This is a genomic window from Nocardia vinacea NBRC 16497, assembly GCF_000308835.1.
Lineage (GTDB): Bacteria > Actinomycetota > Actinomycetes > Mycobacteriales > Mycobacteriaceae > Nocardia > Nocardia vinacea.
The window spans coordinates 1-6,091 of the sequence record NZ_BAGN01000357.1 but is presented as its reverse complement, the minus strand read 5'-3'; the positions used below and the strand labels follow the sequence as shown (position 1 = coordinate 6,091).

The following is a 6,091-nucleotide window of genomic DNA, read 5'->3' as shown; positions in this document are numbered from 1 at the left end:
CCCAGGTTGTAGCTGGTGACAACGTCGGATTCGGCGCAGGATGCAACGACGGTGTCCGTGCGATCGACCGCCCTGTCGAGATGATCCTGATTCTCAATCCGGATACAGCTCTGAATAGTGATCTCGCGGATCTCCTCCAATACGTCCAGGGACTGGACGATTTTGGTGTTGTCGGCATTCGACAGAACTCATTCAGCGGCGATCTCGTCTGGTCGTGGGATGAGTTCCCGTCGCCGCGGCTCGAGTGGCAGAAGGCTCGAAAGAAGCAGCTGCTCCAGCGATCTCCGGCTGGCTACACCCACGACCGGGTCGTGGACTGGGTCATGGGGGCGTTCCTGCTCATCCCCAAGGACGCGTTCGACGCAGTAGGTGGGTTCGATGAGCGGTGGTTCATGTTCAACGAAGAAGGCGATCTGTGCCATCGCCTGGCGCAGACTGGCCGGCCAACGTGGTTCGTGAGTCACCTGAGCTATTGCCACAGCCGCGCCGACAAGGCATCGATATGGCGAGAAACCCTTCGCATCAATGCCCGCCGCAAGTACGACCGCAAGTGGTTGTCGCGCACCGACACCGTGCTGTGTCAGTTGGCCCAGTCGTACCGCTGGGCGTATGACGCGCTATTTCCGGCAGGCCCGCGGGATCGTCGCCTCGCTCTGCCTCGACTGCTCGCGACTTGGAACCTCATTCACGCGGTCACGCCGCCTGAGTCGATCGCAGCGGGCATCGACTCATGGCAGGCTGTACGCCCCTTCTGGAGGCCTTAGGTGCGCATCTCCGCCAGCGAAGCCAACGAACTGCTTAGCCGGATCGATAGCCACACGGCCGATTTCAGCGGTCACTACACCGACAACTACCGGGTCCACACCAGCGCAGGAGATGCGCTCCTGCGCCGATCACGTGGGGACGTGCACCAGGGGTACGACCCTCGGATGATGCCGGAAGTCGACGCATTGAAGGCTGCCTACACAACCACAGCACTGGTTCCTGAAGTTCTGTATTCCAGCGAGAAGTTCCTGATCGAACAGTTCATCGTCGGATCCCGGCCGGCACTGGAAAGCTCGGATGTGCTGGCCTGGGTTCCAGACTTGCTTGCTCAGGTCAGAAAGATGCAGTCGCGCAACATCTCCCGGCCCTCGCTCCGCACCGTCTACGACTGGCAGGTGTGGTTCCAGCGCTTCCTCTCCAACCTCTATGCCACCCTGCCGCCTGTACACGCCAGCCGAATCGCCGAACTTCAGCTTCCACCGATCGAGCAAGTCTGGAACCCAGACCACGCGCAGTCCGAACGAGCGTTGACGCTGGTTCATTCGGATCTGCATCCAGCCAATCTCCTGGTCAACGACCAGGGCGTCTGGATTCTGGATTGGGAGCTTGCAATAGCCGCAGATCCCATCTGGGAGGCTGCGGTAGCCCTGCACCGGACGCCATGGCCCACAGCCGATATCGAGGCCCAAGTCACTGGTCTTTGGCTCGAACTCTACGACATCGACTCCGCGTCCGATCTGCTCCGGCAATATCGGACGATCGAGACGTGGAAATCGTTGATCGTCGATTCCGCGCGATTTCCCGAACACATCACGGCCGACCCGAGTTGCCTGGATTCCCAAGCCCAACGCTTCCATGAACTGGTGACAGCAGGGACCAAGTCATGTGGGTGCGCTGTTCTGTCGCTCGGCGAGGTTCGAGACCTGCTGGCACGTTGGGCAAAACAAGCCGATTGAGGAATTCATATAGTAATGCGCATATGCATATTTCTGCATGTATATCCTATATGGTTCGAGTTGCCTAGTGCATCAATCCCAGCTTCTAGAGATATCCGGGAAGCTGGGGGCAAGCCCCCGAACCCCCGGATATCTGAAATGGTTCGGCGTGCCTACTGCATCAAACATGATCTTCGGGGTTAGGTGTCCGCATGGCACCTCGGCAGACCCTGATGACGGACGGGCAATGGGCGATGGACGTCCTGCTGCCGCATCGTCCACACGCGACGAACCGCCTGAGGGATGGCCAGTATCGAATGTCGCGCGAAGACGCGCTCGAGATGCGCTACATCGAGCACTCCCCGTACGCGTTGATTGGCGCGCTGGTGGTCGATGTTGACCACCCGGACACTGCCCTTCGCGCGTTCGAGCGCCCAAAAGGGCACCCTGACCCGAACTGGGTAGCTCAATCGCCTTCCGGTCGTGGGCACATCGGATGGTGGCTGAAAGCTCCTGTGTGCCGGACGGATTCGGCTCACCTGGCGCCGCTCAGGTTCGCCCAGCGCGTCGAAGCCGGATTGCGGATTGAGGTGGGCGGCGATCCGGCCTATGCGGGTCGACTGACGAAGAATCCGATCCATGATGCGTGGGAAACCATTTACGGGCCTGCTGCGGCATACAACCTGGCTGATCTGATTACGCCGTCCACGCCTCGGCAGATGCCGCGCAAGCCTGAGCGGGCGTCGGGCCTCGGCCGGAACGTGACGATGTTCGACACAGCCCGTAGATGGGCGTACCCGATGTGGTGGCATCATCGCAACGGCGATCAAGCCGAGTGGGAGCACCTGGTGCTCGATTACTGCCGTCACGAGGTCAACGACCGGTTTGGCTTCCCGCTGCCGTTCTCCGAGGTGCGGGCCACTTCGACGTCGATCAGTCGCTGGATCTGGCGCAACTTCAGTGAAGAGTCGTTCCGAACGACGCAGTCAATTCGTGGGAAGATCATGACCGAGAAGCGCCAAGCCGCGATCGTCGCCACGAACAAGAAGCGTGCTATCGACCGGGCGACGGTCCTCGCCGCACTGGAGGAATGATGGCAGCCGAACACCGGAAGCGTCGTACTAAGACCGCTCGGGAGATGGCGGAGCAGCTCGGCGTCAGCGAGCGATCGATCCGGAACATCGTGGCGGAACCGCGGGACGACTACGAAGCTCGCGCGAGGGCCAAACAGCAGCGGGCGCGCGAGCTGCGGGCCAGTGGTGCCAGCTACCGGCAGATCGCTGACGAGTTGGGTGTCTCCATTGGATCGGTATCGACCTTGCTGCACAGGACGTCGGCGGCGATGTCCAAGGCAAGCTGAGCTGCCAAAACGACTGCCAGTAAGTCCGATTTCTGACCGCCGATAAGTGGGTCCTATCAGCGAAGCCACACTGAAAGGCGCTGCAACGCTTACCGTGTGGGCATGTGGCAGTACGCCCTGTGGGGGATCGCTGGCGCGGCGGCCAACTGCGGCATCGCCTACCTGGAGGACAGCACTCGGGTCAAAGGCTGGCCCTGGCTCAAAAGCAACGGCGGCCCTGGCGGGGGCGTGTACCTGAGCTGGTTGACAGTCAACCTGGGCGTCGCCGGTCTGACGACATGGGCTATCGCGTACGGCGACATCATCAGCACCAACGCCGCCGCGTTCGGAGCCGGGGTCGCCGCGCCCGTACTGGTGAAAAAGCTTGCCTCCTACAGCGAATCATCGCTCCCATCGAACAATTCCGGGGGTGGCAATGAATGAGCTGTCATACGGGCGTCGACTGTTGTCGATGCTCGCCGGAACATGGCCCGCCTTCCAACCAGCACCGGCGACGACGGCTGTGACGGATTCACCTGTGCGTCGACTGTTGTCGATGCTCGCCGGAACATGGCCCGCCTTCCAATCACAAGCCGATCAATACCGTCAGCCGGGACGTACCGGGACACGCTCTGCTGCGTTTTTTAAGAGCCCTTCGGAGGACCTGCTGCGCTACGCGAACCTGAGCTTCACGGACCAGAGCTTCGCGGACCTCGAGCGCGCGAACCTGAGCGGCGCGAACCTGGAAGGCGCGAGCCTGAACAGCGCGAACCTGCGCGAAGCGGACCTGCACAACGCAAAGCTGAGCGGCACAGACCTGCGCGGCGCGGACCTAACCGGCGCGGACCTGCGCGAAGCGGACCTGCGCAACGCAAGCCTGGGCCGCTCAGACCTGCGCGGCGCGAATCTGATCGGCGCGGACAGGCGTGGCGCGATCTTGACCGACGCGGACCTGACCGACGCGGACCTGACCGACGCGGACCTGACCGGCGCGAAGCTGACCGGCGCGGACCTGACCGGCGCGGACCTGACCGGCGCGGACCTGACCGGCGCGGACCTGACCGACGCGAATCTGACCGACGCGAACCTGCCGCGGACAGACGTGATCACCGCGCTGATGTGGTCGAGCGAGACCCGATGGGGTCGCCGGGATGTCGACGAGATTCGGGCCCACTCGGTTGAGCTGCGCGCGGGGGTCTACATCTTGAATCCCACCGGACAGCAAGTCGACACTCTCGTCGATCACTGACCGTCACTCCCGCATGAGGATGGGCAGAAAGCGCGTTGCACATCAGGTTTCTGACCTCCGATAAGGGAATGTTATCGGCGGTCAGAGCCTCGATACGCCCAGCTCGGGCAATGATGAGCGGACGGAATCGCCAGGACGGATTGACAACTTGTCACACGTAATGCAACATAGCTGTGTGGCGATCTTGTGCGCCCAAAACCAGATTCACCCCGGACTATTCCGGGGTTTTTTTATGCCCTGAACAGGTCATATACCGAATCATCTCCGCCTCCAAGCATGGCCATACAGCGGTCAATTGACGCACTGTCACACTCATTTGACGCAAACTGTCACACTTAGAACGCTTGGCGTAATCGCAGCGAGGGAGAGCAATGGCAGGCAAGGTCCGCGTACATGAATTGGCCAAACAACTCGGTCTCACAAGCCAAGACCTGCTCGCAACACTCCAGGCGCAAGGCGAATTCGTGAAGTCGGCGTCATCGACGCTCGAAGCCCCCGTCGCACGTCGCGTGCGCGACTTGGTCGCCAGCGGAAAGTACACCGGTCGGCGGAATCCGCTGTCGATGCCCAGCTACGCCGCCGCCACTCCTCGGCCACATCCGCCAGCCGAACTGTTGATGCAGGAGGAGGAGCCGCAGTTGGTCACGGCACGGGAGGCATGGGACATCATCAGAGTGAAGCCAGCGACCATCCGCAAGTGGGTCTCTCGCGGCTACCTACAAAATGTCGGCCATCGCGGCCGAGCAGCGCTCTACGACAGAGACGATCTCGAAAGAGTCCGACTTCGGATACACCACAGAACGAACACATCACCGATCTGGCCGCGGCTCGAGGTGCCGGCGAATTACTTCAACCGATTGATCACCACCACCGAAGCCGCCAAGCTTCTCGACGTTGCTCCCTCGACTGTGCGTAGCTGGGTCACGCGAGGTCATCTCGTGCCCGCCCGCCATCATCTCGTGCCCGTACGCCAAGGTCGTCGTAGCCACGTTTTCACAATCGGGAGCGTGCTCGCAGCTGGGCGACGCACCGCGTCGTAAACGAACTCACGACCTACTCTTCTCAACCGACCGCGACACATCGGGGCCCGCTCGTCGAGCGGGCCCTCGTCATGTCCGGCCACAAACTCCGCAGCGAATCCCGCTGCGGTCCATGGCCCGGCCTGCGATGGTTCGGGTTCACCACCCCGGAAAGAGGGAGGTGGCGCCTTGGAGCTTGCTGTGCTCCTTGGTGCTACGCCTCTGCTGACCGCCTTGGGCTACTTCGTGAAGCGGGCTCTTCCGCCGTTCACGGAGCTCTTGGTGGCAGTTCTGCCTTTGCTGTCGGACCGCATGAACGAGCGCGCGATCCGGCTGGCCAAGGCGAACAAGCAGAGCAAGTAGCACCAGAAAAAAACGCCCCAGTCTTTCCAACGGCGAAGCTCTTGACTTAAATATTCATAAATGCGCATATACAAATGAGTTGGACCTGGTCTGTATTTCGAACGTGATACGCTGGATTGTGTTCGAGTTCCTCTGGAGCGACGAGTCCGAAGCGCACATCGCGCGCCACAACGTCATACCGTCCGAGGTGGAAGAGGCAGCCCGCCGACCTCATCACTACTACCGAGGTCGCGAAGACACGACGGTGCTGCTGGGCAAGACCTACGCCGGCCGCTACCTCTTCGTTGTCCTCGCCGAAGCCATGGACGGCCGGTCATACGTGGTCACCGCTCGCGACATGGAGGAGATCGAACGAAAGGCCTACGAGCGAAAGGCCAGGTAGCAAATGAACACCGAATCCAAAATCAAGGCAGCCCGCGAG

9 protein-coding genes and 1 pseudogene are annotated in these 6,091 nt (G+C 61.4%); all 10 read left to right on the top strand.

The genetic code is table 11. From position 1 onward, the window contains the following. Nucleotides 1-764: glycosyltransferase family protein (locus tag ON44_RS34240; protein WP_169338127.1), on the top strand; the 764-nt coding region annotated here is incomplete at its 5' end. Then, nucleotides 765-1,721 carry an aminoglycoside phosphotransferase family protein gene (locus tag ON44_RS34235; protein ID WP_040698362.1) on the top strand — a complete coding sequence of 319 codons (957 nt, stop codon included), beginning with the start codon at nucleotides 765-767 and terminating at the stop codon, nucleotides 1,719-1,721. Nucleotides 1,722-1,912: 191 nt separating this feature from the next. Continuing rightward, nucleotides 1,913-2,794: a replication initiation protein gene (locus tag ON44_RS34230; RefSeq protein WP_083898297.1), complete on the top strand. Its 882-nt coding sequence runs from the start codon at nucleotides 1,913-1,915 to the stop codon at nucleotides 2,792-2,794. A 44-nt stretch (nucleotides 2,795-2,838) separates the two neighbouring features. Then, nucleotides 2,839-3,060, top strand: coding sequence for a sigma factor-like helix-turn-helix DNA-binding protein (locus ON44_RS34225; protein ID WP_245567453.1), 222 nt, complete (start codon nucleotides 2,839-2,841; stop codon nucleotides 3,058-3,060). Between the two features lie 102 nt (nucleotides 3,061-3,162). Then, the gene (locus tag ON44_RS34220) at nucleotides 3,163-3,483 is read left to right on the top strand and encodes a hypothetical protein (RefSeq protein ID WP_040698358.1); all 321 of its coding nucleotides are present in this window, start codon (nucleotides 3,163-3,165) and stop codon (nucleotides 3,481-3,483) included. A 94-nt stretch (nucleotides 3,484-3,577) separates the two neighbouring features. Further along, complete coding sequence (locus ON44_RS47235; RefSeq protein WP_218007678.1) at nucleotides 3,578-4,288, top strand: pentapeptide repeat-containing protein; 711 nt, start codon at nucleotides 3,578-3,580, stop codon at nucleotides 4,286-4,288. A 371-nt stretch (nucleotides 4,289-4,659) separates the two neighbouring features. After that, a pseudogene (locus ON44_RS52960) lies at nucleotides 4,660-4,804 on the top strand (translation initiation factor IF-2 N-terminal domain-containing protein); the annotation flags it as partial. Nucleotides 4,805-4,851: 47 nt separating this feature from the next. Then, entirely contained in the window at nucleotides 4,852-5,328 is a 477-nt protein-coding gene (locus ON44_RS52955; RefSeq protein ID WP_306306532.1) for a helix-turn-helix domain-containing protein, read from the top strand. A gap of 168 nt (nucleotides 5,329-5,496) precedes the next feature. Beyond that, on the top strand, nucleotides 5,497-5,670 hold the full coding sequence (locus tag ON44_RS50740; RefSeq protein ID WP_157187415.1) for a hypothetical protein: 174 nt from the start codon (nucleotides 5,497-5,499) through the stop codon (nucleotides 5,668-5,670). A 79-nt stretch (nucleotides 5,671-5,749) separates the two neighbouring features. Then, on the top strand, nucleotides 5,750-6,052 hold the full coding sequence (locus ON44_RS34205; RefSeq protein WP_157187414.1) for a BrnT family toxin: 303 nt from the start codon (nucleotides 5,750-5,752) through the stop codon (nucleotides 6,050-6,052). The last annotated feature ends 39 nt before the right edge of the window (nucleotides 6,053-6,091 follow it).